Origin of the sequence: Empedobacter sp. UBA6305 (genome assembly GCF_002440405.1) — a bacterium.
GTDB lineage: Bacteria > Bacteroidota > Bacteroidia > Flavobacteriales > Weeksellaceae > Empedobacter > Empedobacter falsenii_B.
Genome location: NZ_DJTP01000050.1, coordinates 158,186 through 181,526, shown reverse-complemented (window position 1 = coordinate 181,526; position 23,341 = coordinate 158,186). Strand labels below are relative to the sequence as shown.

The following is a 23,341-nucleotide window of genomic DNA, read 5'->3' as shown; positions in this document are numbered from 1 at the left end:
TATGAAGAAATTAGCCTCAATTTTCTTTTCGTCGTGTTTAGCTATTTCGGCTTTCTCGCAAAATATTATTGCAGATGTAAAAGTCGATTATTCTCAGGTTCAGGGATCTAATACACAGGTTTATCAAACTTTAGAAAGATCATTAAAAACGTTTATTAATTCAACAAAATGGACAAATGATCGTTTAAAAACATACGAAAGAATTGAAGCTAGTTTCGTCATCAATGTAACGGAACGTGAGGGAAACAGAATGAAAGGTACTATTTTGGTACAATCTCGTCGTCCTGTTTTTAACTCAACGTACTATACGCCTGTTCTTAATTTATCTGACGATAATTTTACGTTTCAATACCAAGAATCTGAAGAATTAATTTTCAATGATCGTAAATTCAGTGGAAAAAATTTGACAGATGTATTGACGTATTACATTTATTTAGTTTTGGGATATGATGCAGATACATTTGCGAAAGAAGGCGGAACAGAGTATTTCAAAATGGCGAAGAAAATTGCAGATTTCGGTCAAGCGAACAATAATTTCTCTGGTTGGAGCGAATTAGATGGAATAAAATCGCGTACAGCCTTAATTAACAATATTTTAAAATCGGATAATTCAACACTTCGTAATATCATCTATCAATATCATAGAAATGGCTTAGACGTTATGTCTGAGAACGAAGTTCGTGGTAAAAACGCGATCGGAAATACATTACTGCAATTAGAATTTTACCAAAGAGGAAATTATTCTCAATTTTATCCGCTAGAACTTTTCTTAACAGCAAAAAATAGCGAAATTAGTCAAGTATTTTCAGGCGGACAGGTTTCTACGGTGAATATCGAGAAACTGAAAGGAATTTTAAATTCAATCGCGCCAAAATACAACGACAATTATTGGAATAAATTGAAAAAGTAAATGTTAAAAACTCTTCGCGTTAATAATTTCGCCATTATCGATCAATTGGAGATTGATTTTCATCAAGGTATGACCACAATTACCGGTGAAACTGGTGCTGGAAAATCGATTTTGTTAGGTGCTTTAAAATTAGTTTTAGGCGAACGTGCCGATTTAAAAGCCTTGAAAAATATTGATGAAAAATGTATTATTGAAGCTGTTTTTGAGATTAAAAATCTTGAATTAAATGATTTTTTCGAAGAGAATGATTTAGATTATGAAGACGAATCTATTTTGAGAAGAGAATTATTACCTTCTGGAAAATCGCGTGCTTTTATCAATGATACACCTGTTAAAGTCTCTATTTTACAGGAATTATCAGAATTATTGATTGATATTCATTCTCAATTTAATACCCCTAAAATCTTTGAAGCTGATTTTCAACTTTCGATGTTGGATATTTACGGAGAAAACAAAGACTTATTGAAAGAATATAGGAAAGATTTTAACCACTATATTTCAACAAAGAAAAAAATAAAAGATGCTCAAAATTCGTTAGAAAATCAATCGCAAGATTTAGAATATAAATTGCATTTGTGGGAAGAATTGAACAATGCTTCGCTAAAAAATGAGGAATTAGAACAATTGGAAATCGAGATAAAATCTTTATCAAATGTAGAAGAAATTATTTCGATTTTGAATGAAACTTATCAATTTTTGGAGCATCCTGAAATGGGAATAATTTCTCAATTGAATGAAGCAAGCAATAAATTGAATAAAATTTCGGATTATAATTCGCAATACAATTTGATTTACGAGCGATTGATTTCATCAAAAATAGAATTACAAGATATTTCGGGTGAAATGAGTAGTTTGATAGATTCGACTGAAATTAATCCTGAAAGATTACAAGAAATTACTGATCGTTACGATTTGATTCATAAATTATTGCGTAAACATAATGTGATTTCTGTTGAAGAATTAATTGCTAAACGTGACGAATTAGAAAGTCAAACTTCTGGTTTTGATAATTTGAGTGATTTAATTATTCACTTAAATAAAGAATTGAATTCAATCTCAGAAAAACTTGAAAAACAATCAATTAAAATTAGAAAAAATAGATTTTCTTCTATCGAAATTATCCGAAAAAATATCTTGAATACGTTGTCACAATTGGGAATGGAAAATTCTCAATTAACCATTCAATTAAACGAAACAGCAGATTTTACAGCAACTGGAAAAGATGAAGTTTTGTTTCTATTCTCAGCAAATAAAGGAATGGAACCTCGTATTTTTGAGAAATCTGTTTCTGGTGGAGAACGTTCTCGATTGATGTTAGCGATTAAAAAATTATTGGCAACTCATCAACATTTGCCTACATTAATTTTAGATGAAATAGATACAGGAATTTCTGGAAAAGTTGCGAATGAAACAGGAAAAGTAATGCAAACAATGGCAGAAAATATGCAGCTTTTAGTGATTACGCATTTGCCACAAGTCGCTTCAAAAGGAAATTATCAGCTAAAAGTTTACAAAGAAGTCGTAAACGAAACAACGCAAACAAACGTGACAGTGCTTTCTCAACAACAACGCTTAGAAGAAATTGCACAAATGATTTCTGGTTCAGAATTGACAGATGCAGCAATCAATCAAGCAAAAGAATTAATGAATTTGAATTAAAATTCTTAAATTATATAAAATCAAAAAAGCTCGAGAATTTTCTCGAGCTTTTGTTTTGTATAATTAATTCTGAAATTATTTCGTTAATCTTTCCAACGAATATTCAATCATTGCATCAACTGCTTTGTAAGAATCGGCACTAAATTCACCTAAAATTCTATTCGCAACAATTGCATTTATTGATAACGCTTCGTGTCCCATCATCGCTGATAATCCATAAATTGCAGAAGTTTCCATCTCAAAATTAGAGATTCTTAAACCTTCGTAATTAAAAGTTGTTAAACGCTCATTAATATCAGCTGGATTTGGTTGCAATCTCAAATAACGTCCCTGAGGACCGTAAAAACCACAAGCTGTAGCCGTTATTCCTTGAATTGTTTTTTCAGAAGCCAATTTATCTAACAACAAATCAGATCCTTTTACTAAATATGGACGTGCTTTTTTCGGCGACCAATCAACATGTTTGATAAAAGCATCTTCTGCCTCTTTATTCATCACCGCTTCACTCCCAATATAATAATGCAAAAGTCCATCTAAACCTAAACCATGAGAACCAATAACGAAACTATCAACAGGAATATCCGCTTGCAAAGCTCCAGAAGTTCCCATACGAACAAATGATAATTTTCTGAAATCTTTTTTGATCTCTCCAGTTTCTAAATCGATGTTAGCCAAAGCGTCTAACTCAGATAAAACAATATCAATATTATCCGTTCCCATACCAGTCGAAATAACTGTTAAACGTTTACCATTCAACGTTCCTGTATGCGTTACAATTTCTCTTTTGCTTGCTGTGTGCTCGATTGTATCAAAATGTCTTGAAACTTTTTCGACACGATTTGGATCACCAACAGTTATAATAGTATCTGCTAAATGCTCTGGTCTTATATTACAATGGTAAACACTTCCGTCTGCATTTAAAACTAATTCTGATGCTGCTTTACTCATGATTTTATAATTAAAAATAAGAGAACAATATACAATTTTTATCAGTAATAATTGTAAAGAAATTATTAACCACCTACTCTTTTCACTTTAAATCCTTTATCTTTCAGGAAAGCCATAATCTTGTCGCGATAATCTCCTTGAATGATGATTTGTTCGTCTTTAAAACTCCCTCCAACACCCAAAAATTGCTTAATTTCTTTTGCTAAAAGTTTGAAATCTTCTGTTTCTCCTTCGTAACCTTCTATAATTGTATTTATTTTCCCTTTTCGTTTCTCAAACTTACAAATCAATGGTTCTTTCTGAATCCATAACTCATGTTGTTCTTCATTTGATACTTCTTCTGGCTCAGGTATATGATCAGGAAAAAGATTTTTTAATTGATCTTTTAAATCCATAGTATTTAATGTAATCCTTGTAATATATGGCGTTCTAAATTAGAATTCGTCCATTTGTACCATTATAATTACAAAGATAAAATTTTTATTGCAGTTGTTTTATAAACCAATTTGGAACTTTATCCGAAACTATTTCAAGTTCATTTCTCTTAACTTGTGCAAATAATCTCATTTCTTGAGTTGAATTATCAAAAATATAGCCTTTATCTACAATTTTTAAAGCTGGAAATAAATTCATTAAAGTAGAATGATATCGTTTAATCACCTTTTCATCTGGTACAGCGTGACCACCTTTTTCTACTCTATTTTCAATTCGAGAAATATTAATCAAAGGATCTTCAATACAGACAAAATACATATATGTTTTGAAACCACGATTTTTAGCATCCACTATTTCATCAATTTTAGAAGGATGACTCATTACCGTTTCAAATGAATAAGATTTACCTTTAATCAATAAGTGTTTTCGAATAAATGAAGTAATAAAAGACGCTTCGTAACTATGTGTAGATTTAGATTTATCAACCAAAACATTATTTCGAAACTGCACATCAATTGCTTTTCCTTCGTTATTTGCTTTTTCGAATAATGAAACTGAAGCAGGTTCAGTTTTAAAATCTTCAAAATCTTTTTCGGTAAGTTTTAGTTCATATCGATCCAAATCAATAAAACCTTTTAAAGAAATTTCTTTCTCAATCAAATCTGAATTAATAAAATATCCAGCATTAAATTTTGATGAGATTGAATCGAATAAAGTAGACTTTCCAGATCCATTTGGACCAGCAAAAACGCGCAAACGTTTTATTTTAGACATAATTTAGCTCCTTTTTTCAATTCAGCTGGAACTTTTACTCGATCTATTGTTTTAATCACCTTAATTTCTCCATTAGGTTTTCTCTCGATGATTCGATTTCCTTGAACATATTGAACTGATAAATCTAATGCTTCTGAAACTCTGATTGCAGCTTGCGATGCAGATTTAGCTAAACGATTTAACGCTCCTGCTTCTTCTAATTTTAGTATATCTGATTCTTTGTTCATAATAATAGAAATTAAATTAACAATAATTATTCATCAATAAATATACGCAAATTTAGTGAAACCATTGTAATAATAAAAGCTTGACTTCATTCAAAAGCCTAATCTTTTGAATCTAAATTATATAATTTTTATTAATATTATTTGATTAATTTATTCCTAACAGATTAACAATAATCGATATTCATCTTTATTTTCTTTCGGCGCGCGATGTACACAAGGCAAAACTTTTTGTTCTGGATGATCAACTGCCAATCGCCAAAGATTTCCTAATCCTAAATTAATTGGTTCAACACCTGGACGAATTTGATAATGCAAATCAAAGAAATATTCTTTCAAAAAATCTTCAAAACCATCAATGTATCCATCATATAATTCGAATAGTTTTTCTCTAATTTCTGGAATCAAAATTTTTTGTTCCACATCTTCATTTGCTACAATATCACTGGAAGCGCCATAGTAAGTGCACAAAAAAGTATCCGTAGGAATTGGCGAACGATCAACGTGAAATGAATAAACATCTGTCGAAATAAAATCAAATTCAGTATCGCGTTCGTAACATTTCAGTAAGTTTAAAGTTGGCGAAGCGCCAAAATCAGTTAATTGTTGTAAATCATTGATCAAAATATTTCTCGCTTTAATTCCTTCATTAGATAAATCTAAATCATTCAAATCATCAATAGAAATAACAGTAATATCATCTTTTAAAATCAATTGATTCACAATTTCCTCAAAATCACCTTCTAAATTTCGCCGCCAATTTATCGCATTATTTTTCCCAGAAAAAGCTGTATGTACAAGTTCATCAAACGAAGAAACGACAAGAACTTGTTGTTGATTAGAATTATTTTGAGTAATCATATAGCTGCAAAATTACTATTTATCAAAAAATAATTCAGCCTAAAAATTAAATTATTCCGAATGTAAATTCTCCGTTGCAAAAGTTGTATTTTTACCAAAGATTAAAAGACAATGGAAAAAGAAATTATCACCAAAACATTTACATATAAAGGCCACACCAAAACTTTTAGTGCAGAAGTGCAACCTTTACCACCTTTCAACCCAGAAACGATGGATCGCGTGAAATATGAAGAAACCAAAGAAGCACATTATATGCTTGCCGAAGCGGAAGTTTATAACCAGAAAACAGAATGGTTTTTTAAAATTGAACAAGAATTGCAAAAATAATGAAACGACACTTACGCTAAGTGTCGTTTTTTGTTTAAGTTTAATCCACAAAATTAGAACATGAAACAAATTACTCTAACATTATTTACACTTATTACGCTTTCGGCTTGTACTTCTAGCAAAACGGTTTTTCATAAAAAATGGACAACGAAACAGGCACCAGAAAATTTTGTTGCTCGATTTGAAACAACAAAAGGAAATATTGATATCGAAGTTGAAAGAAAATTATCGCCAAAAGCTGTTGATCGTTTTTATCAATTGGTTAAATACAATTTTTTCGAAGATGGAACTTTTTATCGTGTTGTTCCGAACTTTGTCGCCCAATTTGGAAATACAGACACAATTGTTTCTAATCAATGGAAAAAGTTTATTGTAGAAGATGAACCTGTTATTGCTGGAAATAATAAAGGAGCTTTGAGTTTTGCGCGCGCAGGAAAAAACACAAGAGATTTGGATTTGTTTATTAATCTGAAAGATAATCATCGTTTGGATACAATCAATTCCAATGATGTAGTAGGTTTTCCAAGTTTTGGAAAAGTGGTGAACGGAATGAATGTTGTAGAAAGTTTGTATGATGGTTACGCTGGACAAACAATGGAAGATGAAGAAATTTTTAACAGCACAAAATTAATGCGCGAAAGATATCCAAAGCTTGACAGAATATTGAATGCAAAAATCATTAAACTGAAAAAGAAAAACAAGTAAAACAATGTAACATAAAGTTTTAACATGACACAAAAATCAATTTAAATGTTTTGGCATGTACTTTGTAATACATAATACGTTTTTAAAACATATTTTGTGAAATGAAAAAATCAAAATTCTTTAAAGTCGCTGGAGAAGCAGCAATGGCAGCTCAAAAAGACAAATCTTTTTTTGAAAAAGTAAAGGCTTTTTTCAATATGTTAGGTGATTACAAAAAAGGAAGTTATAAACCTGACAACATGAATTTATTTCTTGGATTTGTAGCAACTTTATACATTATTTCTCCTATTGATATTATTCCAGAAGCGCTATTTGGACCTTTTGGTTTGATAGATGATTTTGGGATTTTACTTTTTGGAATGAAATATTTCAACAAAGAAATTATTAAATATCTTGCATGGAGAGATACGCAAAGAGCCTATGCAAATGTTGAAGATGCAAAAATTATTGAGTAGCAATAAATTAAATAGCTATAAAAAATCCGATTGAATTTTCAGTCGGATTTTTTATTTTTAGATTATTCAAAAAATGCTCTCTTTCTCATAAATAAAATTTATTATCTGACGATTATTTATTAGATTTGAGCAATACAATACTAAAAACTAAAACACCTGAATAATGGTAATTATTAATAATTTCGATGAATACAAAGCTTTCGAAGGTAAAGAAATCGGTAAATCTGACTGGCATATAATAAATCAAGAACAAATCAATCGCTTTGCTGATGCAACTTTAGATCATCAATGGATTCATACAGATCCTGAAAAAGCAGCTAACGAAGGACCTTTCAAAAAAACAATAGCGCATGGTTATTTAACGCTATCTTTAATTCCACATTTGTGGGATCAAATTGCGGAAGTGCGCAACATCAAAATGTTAATCAATTATGGAATTGAAAATTTGAGATTTGGACAAGCTGTTTTGGTTGATAGTGAGGTAAGATTAACTGCAAAATTGAAATCTATTACTAATTTGAGAGGAATTGCAAAAGTTGTCATCGAAGCAAATTTAGAAATTAAAGATAATCCGAAACCTGCTTATACGGCGGATGTTGTTTTCCTTTACCACTTTAATGATTAATTAAAGATCAATATAATTTACAAAGCTTCTATTTTTTATAGAAGCTTTTTCTTTTCATAAAATATCGAAGTATCTTGCGCTCGATTTCATATAACATGCAAAAAATTCAAAATAATAAAACCTTAATTTCTATTGTTGGACCAACTGCAATTGGTAAAACCAATTTGGCAATAGAAGTTGCAAAACATTTTCAATCCGAAATTATTTCTTGTGATAGTCGTCAATTTTTCAAAGAAATGAAGATAGGAACTGCTGTTCCTTCTGAGGAAGAATTGACTGAAGTGAAGCATCATTTTATTCAAAATATTTCTATTCACGAAAAATATTCGGTTGGTGATTTTGAGCGTGATGGCTTAGCTTTTTTGAATAATTATTTCAAAACAAATGACATTTGCGTCATGGTTGGTGGATCTGGTTTATATGAAAAAGCGATCACAGTTGGCTTTGACGAATTTCCTGATGTTAATCCTAAAATTAGAGAAGATTTGAATAATGAGCTTGCTGAATTTGGAATTGAAAAATTGCAAAAAGAATTGCAAGAAGTCGATCCAAAGTATTTTGAAGAAGTTGATATTTTCAATAAACAGCGTGTAACACGTGCTTTAGAAATTTTTAGATCTTCGGGTTTACCTTTCTCTAACTTCAGAAATCAAGATTTGAACAAACATCCATTTAACATAATTAAAATCGGTTTAGAACTTCCTCGCGAAGAAATGTACGACCGAATCAATCGTCGAGTTGATATTATGATGAACGAAGGTTTATTAAATGAAGCAAAAAATTTATTTCCTTTAAAAGATTTGAATGCTTTGCAAACTGTTGGTTATCGAGAATTGTTCGACTTTTTTGAAGAGAAAATTACATTGGATTTTGCGATAGAAGAAATCAAAAAGAATACAAGACGTTTTGCAAAACGTCAAATGACATGGTTCAAAAAAGATGAAACTGTCAATTGGTTTTCTCCTTTCGAACAAGAAAATATCATTAATTTTATATCGAACAAAATATAAATTATGGAAAATTTTGTTGCCATCGATTTCGAAACTGCAAACAATTATCGTAATTCTGCTTGCGCGGTTGGAATTGTAACTGTGACAGATAATGTGATTACAGACGAGTATTACACGTTAATTCAACCACCACAAAATCAATATAATTATCATAATATTTTGGTTCATGGAATTCGTCCCGAAGACACAATTGATGCACCAAGTTTTGAAGACGTCTATTTTGAAATCAAACATCGTTTACAAAATCAGCTTGTTGTTGCACATAACGAATCGTTTGATCGTTCTGTTTTGAAGAATACAATGGAGTTTTATAGCCTCAATTACTCTCAACTTAACCTTGCCGAAAAGTGGGAATGTACATACAGAATTTTCAAACAGAAAGGAATTGTTCCTACAAAATTATCCGATTGTGCTCGCCGATTTAATCTTCAACTCAACCATCATGAAGCTTTATCTGATGCAAAAGTTTGTGCTCAATTATACTTATTAAAATAGTTTTACTAAAAATTTATCTGATTAAACATTTAAAAAACAATTCTACATTAATTATAATAAATTTATATTCAGCAATATATCCATTTACAAATATTTGTAAGTATTTACAAGTATTTAAAATTGATTAATAATAACTTTAATAACTCACTATTTCTAAGAAAATTTAATAAAGCAAAAATTCTATTCTAAATAAGTTGATTTTATGAAATGAATTGAGAATGCAAAATTTTGAAAATTAACTTTCAAAATTTTATAAAATGAAGTATAAACTAAAATTTAGTTCCGATAAATCTTTGCAAGTTGAAAAAAATAATAATTTAAAAAATTGATTTCAATTGTTTTTATCGAAGAAGTAAAATAATCACATTATGTATTTAACATAATAAAGAGGGTTACTCTGGGAACATTAATTTCATAATTGAAAAATTGATACCTCCCTACTCTTTTTAAAAAGATAAAAAAAGGTTGCATTTGCAACCTTTTTTATAACATTATAACGCCTTCTATCTTCGAAACTTCTTTGTAATAATTGATTACTGTATCCGCATCAATCACATAAAGTTTAATCGAAATAGATGTATATTTTCTATTTTTTGAAGCTTTGTAATCAAATTCAGCATTCGTTCCTGCAAAAATATCTTTGATTTTTTCCATCGTTTCTTCACTTGAAGGATAAATGAATTTGAACAAATAATCAGCTGGAAATTTTTGTACATCATCTAATCTTTCTTTGAATTTTGCATAAAAATCTTGCTCATTGTGAGAGCTATCTGGTATTTCTTCGAATGTATAATCTCTATTTGTGTCCATATCTATTATTTTTTTGTTACAATGTCAAAAACAATACCACTTCACATTATTGATAAAATATAGAATTAATAAGACATTTTGACATATTATAAATCTTATAATTTTAATCTCATTAAATAATCTATTTGTTCATCATCACCAAGTCTGAAAATATGTTGATCGAATTTTTCGAAACCATTCTTTAAATAGAAATTAATCGCAGAAATATTCTTTTCCCAAACTCCTAACCAAATTGTATGCAAGTTGAGGTTTTTAGTTATTTCTACAGCTTTATTAAAAAGAATTTGTCCAATTTTCTTTCCTTGAAACAATTCTAACACATAAATTCTTTCAATTTCCAAAGAATTCATATCATAAACTTCTGTTTGAGCATCACCAATATTTAATTTCAGATAACCGACAATTTTTTGGTTAATCATTGCAAAAAAGAACAACGAATTTTGATTCTTCAATTCTTTTAATAATTGATCTTCTGAAAAACTTTCGTTCAAATATTTTTGCATATCCTCTTCTGTGTTAGAAGAAGAAAATGTATCTGCAAATGTCTTTTTAGAGATTTCTTGAAGTTCTGTAATGTGTTTTTCTTCAACTCTTTTTATTGTAATTTCTTCGTTCATTAATGCGAAACAAATTTTAATCCTACAATTGAACTAATTAATGTAAAAATAAAGAATATTCTCCAAAAATTAGCTGGTTCTTTGAATACAAAAATTCCGATTAAAACTGTTCCAACAGCGCCAATTCCAGTCCAAACAGCATAAGCAGTTCCCAAAGGTAAAGTTTGTGTTGCTTTGATTAATAACGTCATACTTGCAACCAAACATATTGCAAAAGCGCCATACCAAATGTACATTTCTGAGCCTGTTGTTTCTTTGGCTTTCCCTAAAGATGATGTAAATCCAATCTCGAATAATCCTCCTAAAATCAATAAAATCCAATTCATTTTGTTAATATTTTGATGCAAAGATGAATTAGAAAAAAATAGATTTTTTTTACATTTGTAAAAAAATTATTCGCTTAAATTTCTGTGCGAATCCTACTTAATGTCACTTGAGAAATTCCTAAATAAGACGCGATATAACCTAATTGCACACGATTAATCAAACTTGGATTTTCTTCTAACAATTTTTTATAACGATCAATCGCCGTTCCTAGTTGCCTAGAAATAAAACGCTCTTCAGTTTTTATCAATTCAATTTCAGCAAGTTTTCTTCCCCAATTTGCAATTTCTAAATTTGTCGCATAAAACAATTGTATGTCTGAAGATTTAATTTCATATAACTCACAATCTTCCATTAATTCGATTGTTTCGTAACTAATTTTATTTTCGACATAACTTCGCATCGATAAAATCAAATCGCCTTCTTTCCCAAACCAAAACGTAATTTCTTTTCCATCGTCTATCGTATACGCGCGAACAATTCCTTTTTTGATGAAATATAACTTTTTCTCAACTTTATCAGCATCAATAAGCGTGGTGTTTTTTGGTAATCGAATCAATTGAATTTTATCTGCTATCAATTGAATAGACTGTGATGAAAGTGGCGAAATTTGATTTAAGATTTGTTCTATTTCCATTATTGAAACTTATCTAGTAAAAGTAAACAAAAAACTCAACCTAAAATAGGCTGAGTCATTCAAATTAAATTAACACCTGAAGTCTACTTTGCATGTAGACCGCATTCTTTTTTACTATTGTCTTCCCACCACCATCTTCCGGCACGAAAATCTTCACCTTCGTTTATAGCACGTGTGCAAGGAGCACAACCAATACTTATAAAACCCTTGTCGTGTAACGGGTTGTAAGGAACTCTATTTTCTTTCAAATATTCGAAACAATCCCCTGTTGTAAAATCAATCAATGGATTGAATTTGAATAATTGTTTTTCTTCGTCAAACTCTATTTCGTGCATATCATGTCGATTATTCGATTGCTCCGCACGCAAACCTGTAATCCAAACTGATGCTTCTTTTAATGCACGATTCAAAGGAATTACTTTTCTGATATAGCAACATTGTTTTCTTAAATCAACCGAATCGTAAAAAGGATTAATTCCATTTTCTTCAACAAAATTTTCTAACTCCTCTGTTGGTGGATAAAATGGTTTAATCTTCGCTTGATATTTAAATTCTGTTTTGTTCCACGTATTGTACGTTTCCTGAAAAACACGACCTGTATCTAAAGTAAAAATCTTAATATTGTCTAATTTTTGACTTAAAATAACATGAGAAATAACTTGATCTTCGAAACCAAAACTTGTCGAAAAAACTATTTTTTCTTTAACGTTGTTATTCAAAAAAAATAATTTTTCTTCTAAACTTACTTGTCCTGTAACTTTTTCTAATATCTCTTTTAGTTGATTCATTTTCTTATATAATATCTATAGTTTTTATAGAGTATTTATTTTAACAAATGTATTAATTCCAATTTTCTAAAACAACACTAATCTCGACTAATTTTATAGATATAATATAATATAGAATCAATAAATTATACAAGCAAATTTTGTTTATACTTAAATCATCTTCGAGAGTGAATTTTCATATTCGTAAAATAGAAGAAAATCAGTCCAAATTGGCATTAAATAAAGGTTTTCATAGAGTATGGATTGCTAATTAATTCGAAAATCAATATAATTATTAAGATAAAAACATTTAAAATGTCTTAAGAATAAATTCTATCTAATCATCTTCGAGAACGAATTATGAATATCACAAAACTAAAAAGTCAAACTTTACAATGTTTGACTTTTTAATTTATATTTTTTGTAATGATAAATTAGGACAAAAATGGATGAAAATAACCAAATCCAATAACCAAAATGTGGTAAATCATATTCATGTATTTGTAAAATATCTAATCTTGTTAAATGATTAATTTCGTATAATGACATTTGAATAACAGCGATAATACCTAATATTCATCCTATTTTTATCTTATAAAAAATCCAAGAAAATAATAATGTAAAGTTCCCTAACCAACAGATAAAATCAATTGGCAACTCTGATATCGTTATATATCCTAATATTAGATATGTAATTCAAATATTCTGTTCTAGAATCTCCAGAATAATATTCAATAAAATCAATACTTAATAAGTGAACAGGCAAAATTAAACTCACCAAATAAGTTAAAATACTTACAAATAAAAACAGATTATTTTTCCAATTTAGCTTCAAACTCTTCTATTTGCTTTTCCAATTTTTTATTCTCTTTTTCCAATTTGTTTTGAGGACTAAACATTGCATAAACCAGCAAGCCTACTCCTACTCCAACAACAGCTCCAATTTTTTCGTTCTTATTAATTGCTTTCGAAATTGCAATTCCTGCTGCTGCTCCAGTTGTTACGATAGAAACTGTATTTTCAAAACCTTTTGATTTTGTGTCCAAAACTTCTAATAAATTATTCATAGTTGATTATTTTTCAATAAACGTTGCAATAAATATTCCTAAATATAAATCATTCCAAATTATTTTAAAAATTGTTCGTATTAATTCAAGTGTTTATCTTTGTTCGGTAACATTTTTAGAATGGAAATACAAGACAAAATTTTAGCGCTTCGAGAAGAGCTTACTCAGCATAATTATAATTATTACGTTTTAGATAATCCGACAATTTCTGATTTCGAATTTGATTTGAAATTGAAAGAATTAAAACGATTAGAAGACGAAAATCCTATCTTTTTTGATGTTAATTCCCCTACACAACGCGTTGGTGGAATGGTTACAAAAAATTTTCCGACGATTACACACGAATTTAGAATGTATTCGTTAGACAATTCATATTCAATTGAAGATTTACAAGATTGGGAAAAACGAATTGAGAAAACGTTAGGTGAAAAAGTAGAATTTGTTTGCGAATTGAAATATGATGGCGCTTCGATTTCTATTTTGTATGAAAATGGAGAATTGACGCAGGCTGTAACGCGTGGAGATGGAACACAAGGTGATGAAATCACGAATAATATACGTACTATACAATCTGTTCCATTGAAATTGAAAGGAAATTATCCTGAACGTTTTTATATGCGTGGCGAAATTACAATTCCGCTCAATAAATTCGCTTCAATTAATGAAGAACGCGCTAATAATGGTTTAGAATTGTATGCAAATCCTCGAAATACCGCTTCTGGATCATTAAAATTACAAGATAATACAGAAGTTGCGAAACGCGGTTTACAATGTTTCCCATATTATTTTATCGGAAATAATTTACCTTATTCTACACAATGGGAAATGCTACAAGCCGCTGATGAATTAGGTTTTAAGATTCCGCATACATCAAAATTATGTACTTCTTTGGAAGAAGTTTTAGCTTTTGTAGATCATTGGGATATCGAACGTAAAAATTTACCTTACGAAACGGACGGAATTGTGATCAAAGTAAATTCTTTTTCGCAACAAGATGAATTAGGTTATACTGCGAAATCTCCACGTTGGGCAATGGCGTATAAATTTAAAGCTGAAGCTGCCGAAACCGAATTATTGAGTATTGATTATCAAGTTGGTCGAACTGGAGCGATTACGCCTGTTGCAAATCTTGCGCCTGTTTCTTTGGCTGGAACGATCGTAAAACGTGCTTCTGTCCACAACGAAGATATTATTAAAAAGTTGGATATCCGCATTGGTGATATGGTTTATGTGGAAAAAGGAGGCGAAATTATTCCGAAAATTATTGGTGTCAATACTGATGTTCGCCAACCTGGAACCGAAGAAATCGAATTCATTAAAAATTGTCCTTCTTGCGGAACAGAATTAATTCGTAATGAAGGTGAAGCGCAGCATTATTGTCCAAATGAGAATGGTTGCGAACCGCAAATTATTGGAAAATTAGAACATTTTGTTTCTCGAAAAGCAATGGATATTGAAAGTATTGGTGGTGAAACAGCGGTTTTGTTACACAAAGCAAATTTGCTAAATAACATTGCTGATTTTTATACTTTACAAAAAGAAGATATTTTGCCTTTGGAAAGAATGGCTGAAAAATCTGCTCAAAATATTATTAATTCTGTCGAAAAATCCAAAGAGCAACCTTTCGAAAAGGTATTGTATGCAATTGGAATTCGTCATGTTGGTGAAACGGTTGCAAAAAAATTAGTCAAACATTTTCAAACTATTGATCGTTTGATGAATGCAACAATGGAAGAATTAGTTTCTGTGACGGATGTTGGAGAAAAAATTGCAATTTCGATTAAGGAATATTTTAAAGAAGAACAACATCAGATTTTGATTCAACGTTTACGTGATTATGGATTGAATTTCGAGATTGGTGAAGAAGCAAAACCTTTGTCAGATTCTTTGGAAGGCAAAACGTTTTTGTTTACAGGAACTTTGACAAAATTCAATCGTACTGATGCACAAAAAATGGTGGAAGATCATGGCGGGAAAAATATTTCTGCAGTTTCTAAAAACTTAAATTTCTTGGTTGCTGGCGATAAAGCTGGAAGTAAACTGAAAAAAGCAGAAGAAATAGGAACAGTTGTTGTTTTAACGGAAGACGAATTTTTAAATATGATTAACGGCTAATGGAATCAGGATTAATTGCAGTCATTATATTCGGAATTGTATTATTGATTTTGATTCCATTTATCTATTATGGATTGCGAATGGCAGGCTACAACAAAGCCGCGATGATTGTTTCGCTTGCGATTTTTTTTATTGTGATGATTCCGATGGTGAAATATGGTTACAGAAGTCAAATGTATTCCAACGATGATTTGAAAACTGATTTACACCAAGCAGGAATTGGGTTTAAAGGAAATTTAAAAATTGTTTCGACAGATATTTCTGGAATTAAAAATATGAAACAAGAAACAGTTTTGATAATGGATTCAGCCGATGTCAATACCATTATTAATCGAATAGAAACTGATCCTCGCTTCAAAATTTCTCCAGTAATGTTGAGTTTGAAAGAAGAATTAGGATCGAATGCAAAACATAAAACCAATAGAAATTATCGTTTTAAGGATAATTTTATTTTAGAAACTTACGCAATGTCCGATGATTACACGATTCGATATTCGGAACTGAAATTTAGAAAAGAAAATGACACGGTTTTCTTCAAAAAAGAAGAAGTGTATTAAAAAGATAAAATCCGTCAATTGACGGATTTTTTATTAATCTAAAACTTCAAGATTTGCAATATTGATTGGATTTCCTTCAATATAATTCACAACATTTTCAAAAGCTTTTGAGAAATATAATTCGTAACTATTTTCTTCAACGTAACCCAAATGCGGCGTACAAATTACATTCGGATTCGTTAGAAATTCATTATTTTTATCATAAATTGGTTCAGAGTTATATACATCTAAAGCAGCATAAGTTGGTGTATTTTGACTTAAAGCTTTACTTAAATCATTTTTCTTAATTAGTTCAGCTCTAGAAGTATTTACAATAATTGCATCATGTTTCATTAATTTCAAATCTTCAAATTTCACAATACCTTTTATTTGCTCATTTAATCGAATATGAAGTGTAACAACATCGCTTGTAGAGAAAAAATCTTCTTTAGAATTACTTGCTTGAAAACCATCCTCCAATGCTTTTTGACGAGAATTTTCACTTCCCCAAACTTGCACTTTCGTTCCAAAAGCTTTTGCATATTGTGCAATCATCTGTCCTATTTTTCCATATCCCCAAATTCCAATTGTTTTACCATTTATTGTAGAACCAATATTAGTCTGCCACTCGCCTTTTTTCATCGCTTCGATAGCTTGAGGTATTTTTCGAGTTGCATTCATTATCAACATCCAAGTTAATTCGGCTGGAGCAATAGGAGAACCAATTCCTTCTGACACAGCAACTCCACTACTCGTACAAGCGGCTAAATCTAAATGATTTGAAATTTTGCCTGTTTGACTAATTAATTTCAAATTTGGTAAAAGGGATAATAATTCTTCATTTATTTTCGTACGTTCTCTTATCAAAACTAAAATTTGAACATCCTCAATTTCTTTTGCTAAATCCTTTGTATTTGTATATGAACGATTTAAAACCTTAACATCATAATCTTTTATTAAATCAAAACATTTCAAATACGGTACAGCATTTTGATAATCATCTAATATGGCAATTTTCATTGTTTAATTTTTAATAAATGTAGTTATTTTGATTTATCTAATTACTTTTCTCTTTCTTAATTATCTCATCAAATTCGTCCAAAGTATCTTTACTTTCAGTTTTGTAATTTTTAGATTTTCCTATAAAATGAATCAATTTTCTATCTTCAAAATAATAACGAAATTCTTCAATTTTCGATTTTTTATCATCAAATCCTTTCCAATATAAAGGAAAATTATAAGTTGTACCTTGTTCAAAAACAAAAGACAATTTATCATTTAACAAATAATATTCGGCTAAATATTGACCTGATTTTCCAAATTTTCGAACCACAATTTTTTCTAATTTATCGTTCAAAAAATAATAATTAATAAAACCACCTTCGGTAGAATCATCAGTTTCAATTTCTTTTATTTTTGTCCAAATTTTAATCGAATTAATTCGATTAAAATTTGATTTAATTGGATCTAATTTATTTTTAAAATCTTTTGAAATAATAACTTCAGAACTTTTAGAATCTTTTTGTTTTTGAGCAAATACATTAAATAAACTAAAAATAATAAACGAAATTAATAAAAGAGTTTTCTTCATTGTACTAAAATTATTTCCATAAAATTCAATAAAATAAACTAATTTTCAATCAATAATAATAGTGAATTTTATGCAATTTTGAGTCGCTCGTCATACCAATCAAATCAACTAAATAAAAAAATTCTATACTAAAGTTTTAAATTTTGAAATTCTTGGAGAGTTTCAAAATCATAATGGATATGATGGTATTTTTATTGGAAAACCAGATTTAAACTGGCATCTAAAATTTACAACAACTCACGAAAATATAAATCATCACTTTGATGAAGACAATTGTTTGGTATTTTATCCAACAACACAACAAGAATATGAAAAAATTATTGAGCGTTTATAATTTCATCATATCAAACCAATAAAATCTAAAAATCCATATTGGAATGATAACGGAATTTCTTTCTTAGATCCTGATGGATTTGCTGTCATTGTTTCACCTTTGAGAATTAAATAATTTGAAAAAATTCAAATTCTTAATAATCCGATGAATAAAAAATTAAATCCTTGGTATAAATTACAACAAGGTAAAATTAAAACTCCAAAATGGTTGTTTACAAGTGATGATTGGAAAACGTGGGATTAAACGTCTTTTTAATACAATATTTAGTCTTAATTTTACACCAAATTAATCGCCGTGAATCGAGAAGAAATAGGAAATCAACTGCTAAATGAAGTTTTACAAATTCAACTTGCCAATAAACCAATCAATTTTAAATATTTAGATTTAAAACGTTTGGTTGAAAATATTGCATTTGAGTTGACAAAAAACGAAGCTTTACAGTTTTCTAACTTTTTCTCGAAGCTATCTTTTATCTGTAATCAATACCAAGTTTCCACTAAAATTCATTCCTTTCGTAAAACGGCTCAACGAATTCTGAGCGAGAAATACGAACCGACAGAACACGAATATTTTACACATTATAAATATGTTGCAGATTTTATTTCTTCGATTTATGAAGTAATGATTCCAGCAGAAATTATCTACTATTTTCCTGAAAAAGAATTTTATACAAACAAAATTCTTACTCGAAATCGGGTTAAAAAATTGCGTGTTCAAGTGATTGAAATCAAACGAGATTGTTTGATTTGCGATCATGAAGATAATGAAACAGAAGAAAATATTACAGTTCAAATTGATGAGGATGGCGTAAATGAAAACTTTACTTCTGTTGAGGATTTTTGGGTTGGTGCACAATTAAATTTAGTCAATTCGACGATTGATGAAGAAGGAATTTATCATCCACGTTTTATCATTCTCGAACCAGATTATTTGGTTGATATTTCGGCAATTGCTGAATGTTTTCAGGATTATGGAACTTCTGAATTGCATTATATTCAGAAAAAATTTGAAGAATCGCCAAATAGTAAACACATTCGTTTAGGAAATTTTGCCAATTCAGTAGTCGATCATTTTTCAACAGAAAACATTGAAAACACAGATTTTAATGAGATTTTCAAGAATGATTTCAAAAATTATCCATTAGAATATACGGCTTGCAACGATTTGACGAATCCACAAGACTTGAAAGATTATTATCTGGAAGCAAAAGGTCATTTTGACCGTATTCAAAAAGTGTTGACCGAGGATTTTCCTCAATATGATATTTCGTTGGATCGTGCATTAATAGAGCCTTCATTTTTGTGCGAACAATATGGTATTCAGGGTCGTTTAGATTTATTAGACATTAATCCCGAAGGAAAAAATAAAATTATCGAGCTGAAATCTGGTGGTGCACCTTTTCCTGATGATGGAAAAAGTGTCAAGCCAAATCATGCGACGCAGCTCTTTTTATATTACCAAATTATTGGTGTTTTATATGATTTAGAGTTTAAAGATGTCACAAAAAACACCGAAGGTTATATCTTCTATTCGAAAGTATATCAAGGAAATTTACGTTTTGATGTGCCAACTTTAGCGCGAGTTCAACGTATTTTTGATTTACGAAATCGAATAATTATCAATGAAAATCGGTTAGCAAATCATGCATTAACCGATATTGAATCAACTATTTATTCGATTAAACCTGCCAATTTTATCAAACGAAAAATTAATCCTCGTTTCAAAGAAATTTTAGAAGAACAGTTGGATAAATTTATCTATCCGATCAAAAATAGTTCACCGTTAGAAAAAGCTTATTTTTATTCGTTTACGAATTTCATTGCGAAAGAGCAATATATGGCGAAACTTGGTTTGGGACAATCAACTTCTAACAACGGTTTGGCGAGTTTGTGGCTGAATACTTTCGAAGAAAAAAATAATAATTTCGAGATTATTTATGATTTAGAAATTGTAGAAAATCATATTTCTGATCCAAAACGTGAAATCAAGTTAAAAAGAACTAATCCTGCGAATGATTTTATTTCGATTCGCGAAGGTGATATTTGCATTCTTTATCCAAGAAATAATTTCAAAGATTCGGTTTTAACAAATCAGGTTTTTAAATGTACCATCAAAAGTATTTCGAGAGAATTTATTGTGTTGCGTTTTCGTTATCAGCAGCCCAACACACGCTTTTTTGATTCGTTTGATTCATCAGGAAAATGGGCTTTGGAACGCGATTTTATGGATTCTTCTTTTGTTTCGATGTACCGAAATCTGTATGGATTAATTCATTCTTCTAAAGCAAAAAAAGATTTGATTTTAACGCAATCTATTCCAAGAAATCAAATGGATTATGCGTATTTTAACTCAAATCTTTCGGATGAACAAAATCGAATCTTGAAAAAAGCGCTTTCTTCTAAAGATTATTTCTTGTTGAATGGACCTCCAGGAACAGGAAAAACATCGATTATCATCAAAGAATTGGTGAAAGAAATCTACGAGAAACAAGATTGTAATATTTTGCTTTTGGCGTATACAAATCGTGCGGTTGATGAATTATGTGAATCGATAAATTCGGCTATTTCTGATCAAATTGAACAAAAGTTCATCAGAATTGGGAATGAATTATCTACTTCTCCTGAATTTCATCCTAATTTATTGAATAAAATTATCGAGCAAAAAGATGTTGATTTAGAGCAAAAAGGAGAAAAATTTTCGAGAAAAACAATTCAAGATATTATTCGTAAACAACGCATTTTTGTTTCGACGGTTGCTTCAATTTCGAGTAAAAATGATATTCTGAAATTAAAGAAATTTGATACAATTATTATTGATGAAGCTTCACAAATTTTAGAACCACAAATTGTTGGAATTCTACCAAAAGCAGAACGTTTTATCATGATTGGTGATCACAAACAGTTGCCTGCAATTGTTTTGCAAAATCCTGAATTAGCAAAAACGAACAACGAATTATTAGAAAATATTGGTTTAATCAATCGTAAAAACTCAATTTTCGAACGTTTGTATGAATTTTGTGAGCGTAATAATAACGAAAATTCATTTGACCAATTGACTTATCAAGGAAGAATGCATGCTGAAATTGCAGATTTTCCGAACAATTATTTTTATGATGGAAAATTAAATGTTGCCTATGATATTCCAAATTTGAATGAAGAGATTAAGCAAAGTTTACATCGCCAACGTGCAGATTTACATTTTGAAAATCATAATCAATCAAATGATTTACAAAACTTTATTACGAATCATCGTTTTGCGTTTATCAATGTGGACGAAAATCCTTATTTGCCTTCAACGAATGAGCAAGAAGCCGATTTGATTGTGAAATTTGTACAAGAAATTATTCATTTATACGAAATCAATAAAAAAGAATTTGATGCAAAGAAAACAATTGGAATTATTGCGCCTTTCCGTAATCAAATTGCCTTGATTAAACAAAAATTAGAATTAGCAAATATTCCTAATTACGAGCAAATAACGGTTGATACAGTTGAGCGTTATCAAGGAAGTCAGCGCGATATTATTTTGTATAGTTTTGCGGTAACATATTATTCACAATTGAATGCGTTGGTGAATATGAATGACCAAGGAAATGTTGACCGAAAACTAAATGTGGCGTTAACACGTGCAAAAGAGCAATTATTTTTGATTGGAAATCAAACGATTTTGAAAGAAAATCAATTGATTAAAACATTAATTGAGTATTTAGAAAATAAATCTTCACATAAACTTATAATCTAATCAAAATCACTTCATAATTCATTTAAGATTCAGTAAATTTGTGCAACTATTTTTGTAAAATTATGTTGTATCAAAGAAGTAGCGCATTATTCAAAGACGCGCAAGAATATATTCCAGGAGGTGTAAATTCTCCTGTTCGTGCATTTAAATCTGTTGGAGGAACGCCAATTTTTATCAAAAAAGCCGAAGGTGCTTATATTTATGATGAAGATGGACGTGCTTACGTAGATTACATCAATTCTTGGGGACCAATGATTATTGGACACACAGATCCGCGTGTTTTGAATGCGACTGTTGAGCAGATGAAAAATGGTTTTTCTTTTGGTACACCAACTGAATTGGAAACTGAAATTGCAAAATTAATTACTTCTGTAGTTCCAAACATCGATATGGTTCGTATGGTGAACTCAGGTACAGAAGCTTGTATGTCGTCAATTCGTTTGGCAAGAGGTTATACAAATCGTGATAAAATTGTAAAGTTTGAAGGTTGTTACCATGGACATTCAGATTCATTTTTGATTAAAGCTGGTTCTGGTGCTGCAACTTTCGGAAATCCAAATTCTCCGGGTGTAACACAAGGAACTGCAAAAGATACGTTGTTGGCAGAATACAATAATTTGGAAGATGTAAAAGCTTTATTCGAACAAAATAAAGACGAAATTGCAGCTATTATTGTTGAGCCAATTGCAGGAAACATGGGATGTATTGTTCCAGAAAAAGGTTTCTTAGAAGGATTAAGACAAATTTGTGATGAAAATGGAGCTTTATTAATTTTTGATGAAGTAATGACAGGTTTCCGTCAAGCGATGGGAGGTTCTCAAGAACGTTTAAACATCAATGCAGATATTGTAACATTTGGTAAAGTAATTGGCGGAGGTTTCCCTGTTGGTGCTTTTGCTGCTCGTCGCGAAATCATGAATCACCTTGCTCCTCTTGGCCCTGTTTATCAAGCGGGAACATTATCAGGAAATCCAATTGCTATGCGTGCTGGTATCACAACATTGAATATTATCAATAATGATAGAGCATTATTCAATAGAATTGATAACGCTACAGAAACTTTAGATGTTGAAATTTCTAAAATCTTTGCAGAAAAAGGAATTCCAAATCATATCAATCGTTTAGGGTCGATGATGTCTGTTTTCTTTACAGAGCAAACGGAAATTAAAAACTTTACAGATGTGACCAAATGTAACCACGAAAGATTCAACAAATTTTTCCATCATTTATTAACGAACGAAGTTTACATTGCTCCTTCTGGATACGAAACTTGGTTTATTTCTGATGCAATTAAAGATGCTGAAATTAATAAAACATTAGACGCTGTAAGAAGCTTCGAAGGTTAAACATAAACAAAAAATGCAGTAGAAAAAC

27 protein-coding genes are annotated in these 23,341 nt (G+C 30.0%); 14 read left to right on the top strand and 13 right to left on the bottom strand.

Features of this window, described 5'->3' with window-relative positions:
* Nucleotide 1: 1 nt before the first annotated feature.
* Together B3M86_RS13770 and recN are read left to right on the top strand one after the other, a co-directional pair.
* A complete protein-coding gene (locus B3M86_RS13770) occupies nt 2–910 on the top strand; it encodes a DUF4835 family protein (protein WP_291048294.1) in 909 nt (302 codons plus the stop codon).
* On the top strand, nt 911–2,569 hold the full coding sequence (recN, locus tag B3M86_RS13765; RefSeq protein ID WP_291048297.1) for a DNA repair protein RecN: 1,659 nt from the start codon (nt 911–913) through the stop codon (nt 2,567–2,569).
* Nucleotides 2,570–2,644: 75 nt separating this feature from the next.
* On the opposite strand, the gene B3M86_RS13760 is transcribed toward recN, so the two are convergent.
* The 5 genes from B3M86_RS13760 to B3M86_RS13740 all read right to left on the bottom strand — a co-directional run bounded on the left by B3M86_RS13760 (nt 2,645) and on the right by B3M86_RS13740 (nt 5,811).
* Entirely contained in the window at nt 2,645–3,517 is an 873-nt protein-coding gene (locus tag B3M86_RS13760) for a nucleoside phosphorylase (RefSeq protein ID WP_291048300.1), read from the bottom strand.
* Between the two features lie 65 nt (nt 3,518–3,582).
* Entirely contained in the window at nt 3,583–3,912 is a 330-nt protein-coding gene (locus tag B3M86_RS13755; protein ID WP_291048303.1) for a translation initiation factor, read from the bottom strand.
* 85 nt (nt 3,913–3,997) lie between these two features.
* Nucleotides 3,998–4,726: a hypothetical protein gene (locus B3M86_RS13750; protein WP_221854480.1), complete on the bottom strand. Its 729-nt coding sequence runs from the start codon at nt 4,724–4,726 to the stop codon at nt 3,998–4,000.
* Nucleotides 4,714–4,953 carry a hypothetical protein gene (locus B3M86_RS13745; RefSeq protein WP_291048307.1) on the bottom strand — a complete coding sequence of 80 codons (240 nt, stop codon included), beginning with the start codon at nt 4,951–4,953 and terminating at the stop codon, nt 4,714–4,716. Before B3M86_RS13745 ends, B3M86_RS13750 begins: the two co-directional genes overlap by 13 nt.
* Nucleotides 4,954–5,109: 156 nt before the next feature.
* On the bottom strand, nt 5,110–5,811 hold the full coding sequence (locus B3M86_RS13740) for a DUF1826 domain-containing protein (protein ID WP_219034616.1): 702 nt from the start codon (nt 5,809–5,811) through the stop codon (nt 5,110–5,112).
* Nucleotides 5,812–5,922: 111 nt separating this feature from the next.
* On the opposite strand from B3M86_RS13740, the gene B3M86_RS13735 reads away from it, so the two are divergent.
* From B3M86_RS13735 to B3M86_RS13710, 6 genes are all read left to right on the top strand, one after another.
* Nucleotides 5,923–6,138, top strand: coding sequence for a hypothetical protein (locus B3M86_RS13735; protein ID WP_038334324.1), 216 nt, complete (start codon nt 5,923–5,925; stop codon nt 6,136–6,138).
* 60 nt (nt 6,139–6,198) lie between these two features.
* Nucleotides 6,199–6,843, top strand: coding sequence for a peptidylprolyl isomerase (locus tag B3M86_RS13730; protein WP_221854483.1), 645 nt, complete (start codon nt 6,199–6,201; stop codon nt 6,841–6,843).
* A 101-nt stretch (nt 6,844–6,944) separates the two neighbouring features.
* Nucleotides 6,945–7,298 (top strand): YkvA family protein, encoded by a 354-nt coding sequence (locus B3M86_RS13725; protein WP_115000587.1) that lies wholly within the window; start codon nt 6,945–6,947, stop codon nt 7,296–7,298.
* Between the two features lie 163 nt (nt 7,299–7,461).
* A complete protein-coding gene (locus B3M86_RS13720) occupies nt 7,462–7,923 on the top strand; it encodes a MaoC family dehydratase (protein WP_038334338.1) in 462 nt (153 codons plus the stop codon).
* A gap of 95 nt (nt 7,924–8,018) precedes the next feature.
* Nucleotides 8,019–8,933 carry a tRNA (adenosine(37)-N6)-dimethylallyltransferase MiaA gene (miaA, locus tag B3M86_RS13715; RefSeq protein WP_286494844.1) on the top strand — a complete coding sequence of 305 codons (915 nt, stop codon included), beginning with the start codon at nt 8,019–8,021 and terminating at the stop codon, nt 8,931–8,933.
* Between the two features lie 3 nt (nt 8,934–8,936).
* Complete coding sequence (locus B3M86_RS13710; RefSeq protein ID WP_038334348.1) at nt 8,937–9,428, top strand: 3'-5' exonuclease; 492 nt, start codon at nt 8,937–8,939, stop codon at nt 9,426–9,428.
* A gap of 483 nt (nt 9,429–9,911) precedes the next feature.
* Here the strand turns inward: B3M86_RS13710 and B3M86_RS13705 are convergent, their stop codons facing one another.
* From B3M86_RS13705 to B3M86_RS13680, 6 genes are all read right to left on the bottom strand, one after another.
* Complete coding sequence (locus tag B3M86_RS13705) at nt 9,912–10,238, bottom strand: DUF493 family protein (RefSeq protein ID WP_219034621.1); 327 nt, start codon at nt 10,236–10,238, stop codon at nt 9,912–9,914.
* A 95-nt stretch (nt 10,239–10,333) separates the two neighbouring features.
* Nucleotides 10,334–10,855, bottom strand: a complete 522-nt coding sequence (locus tag B3M86_RS13700; protein ID WP_221854488.1) for a GNAT family N-acetyltransferase — start codon at nt 10,853–10,855, stop codon at nt 10,334–10,336.
* Nucleotides 10,855–11,181 carry a DMT family transporter gene (locus B3M86_RS13695; protein WP_219034623.1) on the bottom strand — a complete coding sequence of 109 codons (327 nt, stop codon included), beginning with the start codon at nt 11,179–11,181 and terminating at the stop codon, nt 10,855–10,857. Before B3M86_RS13695 ends, B3M86_RS13700 begins: the two co-directional genes overlap by 1 nt.
* A 74-nt stretch (nt 11,182–11,255) precedes the next feature.
* Complete coding sequence (locus tag B3M86_RS13690) at nt 11,256–11,816, bottom strand: Crp/Fnr family transcriptional regulator (protein ID WP_219034624.1); 561 nt, start codon at nt 11,814–11,816, stop codon at nt 11,256–11,258.
* An 83-nt stretch (nt 11,817–11,899) separates the two neighbouring features.
* Entirely contained in the window at nt 11,900–12,604 is a 705-nt protein-coding gene (locus B3M86_RS13685; RefSeq protein WP_115000595.1) for a phosphoadenylyl-sulfate reductase, read from the bottom strand.
* 791 nt (nt 12,605–13,395) lie between these two features.
* Nucleotides 13,396–13,650: a hypothetical protein gene (locus tag B3M86_RS13680; RefSeq protein WP_038334370.1), complete on the bottom strand. Its 255-nt coding sequence runs from the start codon at nt 13,648–13,650 to the stop codon at nt 13,396–13,398.
* A gap of 120 nt (nt 13,651–13,770) precedes the next feature.
* Between B3M86_RS13680 and ligA the strand changes: the two genes are divergently transcribed.
* Both ligA and B3M86_RS13670 read left to right on the top strand, forming a co-directional pair.
* On the top strand, nt 13,771–15,765 hold the full coding sequence (gene ligA / locus B3M86_RS13675) for an NAD-dependent DNA ligase LigA (RefSeq protein ID WP_291076006.1): 1,995 nt from the start codon (nt 13,771–13,773) through the stop codon (nt 15,763–15,765).
* The gene (locus B3M86_RS13670) at nt 15,765–16,322 is read left to right on the top strand and encodes a hypothetical protein (RefSeq protein ID WP_291076008.1); all 558 of its coding nucleotides are present in this window, start codon (nt 15,765–15,767) and stop codon (nt 16,320–16,322) included. Before ligA ends, B3M86_RS13670 begins: the two co-directional genes overlap by 1 nt.
* Before the next feature lie 33 nt (nt 16,323–16,355).
* Here B3M86_RS13670 and B3M86_RS13665 read toward each other — a convergent pair whose 3' ends face one another.
* Both B3M86_RS13665 and B3M86_RS13660 read right to left on the bottom strand, forming a co-directional pair.
* Nucleotides 16,356–17,321, bottom strand: coding sequence for a D-2-hydroxyacid dehydrogenase family protein (locus tag B3M86_RS13665; protein WP_291076010.1), 966 nt, complete (start codon nt 17,319–17,321; stop codon nt 16,356–16,358).
* A 37-nt stretch (nt 17,322–17,358) separates the two neighbouring features.
* Entirely contained in the window at nt 17,359–17,892 is a 534-nt protein-coding gene (locus tag B3M86_RS13660) for a hypothetical protein (protein WP_291048334.1), read from the bottom strand.
* 112 nt (nt 17,893–18,004) lie between these two features.
* Here B3M86_RS13660 and B3M86_RS13920 point away from each other — a divergent pair, with 112 nt between their 5' ends.
* The 4 genes from B3M86_RS13920 (at nt 18,005) to hemL (ending at nt 23,313) form a co-directional block, all read left to right on the top strand.
* Nucleotides 18,005–18,226 (top strand): hypothetical protein, encoded by a 222-nt coding sequence (locus B3M86_RS13920; RefSeq protein ID WP_371875736.1) that lies wholly within the window; start codon nt 18,005–18,007, stop codon nt 18,224–18,226.
* A 9-nt stretch (nt 18,227–18,235) separates the two neighbouring features.
* Complete coding sequence (locus B3M86_RS13915; RefSeq protein WP_409450540.1) at nt 18,236–18,340, top strand: hypothetical protein; 105 nt, start codon at nt 18,236–18,238, stop codon at nt 18,338–18,340.
* Between the two features lie 180 nt (nt 18,341–18,520).
* On the top strand, nt 18,521–21,967 hold the full coding sequence (locus B3M86_RS13655; RefSeq protein ID WP_219034629.1) for an ATP-dependent helicase: 3,447 nt from the start codon (nt 18,521–18,523) through the stop codon (nt 21,965–21,967).
* A gap of 62 nt (nt 21,968–22,029) precedes the next feature.
* The gene (gene hemL, locus B3M86_RS13650; protein ID WP_125349521.1) at nt 22,030–23,313 is read left to right on the top strand and encodes a glutamate-1-semialdehyde 2,1-aminomutase; all 1,284 of its coding nucleotides are present in this window, start codon (nt 22,030–22,032) and stop codon (nt 23,311–23,313) included.
* Nucleotides 23,314–23,341: the final 28 nt, after the last annotated feature.